General features: G+C 46.2%; 1 protein-coding gene. It reads left to right on the top strand.

Translation table 11 applies throughout. The features are described 5' to 3' along the window. Nucleotides 1-340: hypothetical protein (locus SORDD16_RS10945; RefSeq protein WP_241734077.1), on the top strand; the 340-nt coding region annotated here is incomplete at both ends.

The raw sequence follows: 340 nt of genomic DNA, 5'->3' as shown, positions 1-340 counted from the left end.
CAGTAAGCTCAAGCCAATCAACTTCAGCATCAGTAAGCTCAAGTCAATCAGCTTCAGCGTCTGTATCTGCAAGTCAAAGTGCTAGCGCATCAGTAAGCTCAAGCCAATCAGCTTCAGCGTCTGTATCTGCAAGTCAAAGTGCTAGCGCATCAGTATCTGCAAGCCAATCAACTTCAGCATCAGTAAGCTCAAGTCAATCAGCTTCAGCATCAGTAAGCTCAAGTCAATCAGCTAGCGCATCAGTATCTGCAAGCCAAAGTGCTTCAGCATCAGTAAGCTCAAGTCAAAGTGCTTCCGCTTCAGTAAGCTCAAGTCAATCCGCTTCAGCATCAGTAAGTGC

The sequence above is a fragment of the Streptococcus oralis genome, from assembly GCF_001578945.1.
Lineage (GTDB): Bacteria > Bacillota > Bacilli > Lactobacillales > Streptococcaceae > Streptococcus > Streptococcus oralis_Q.
This window is presented reverse-complemented; position numbering and strand designations above follow the sequence as displayed.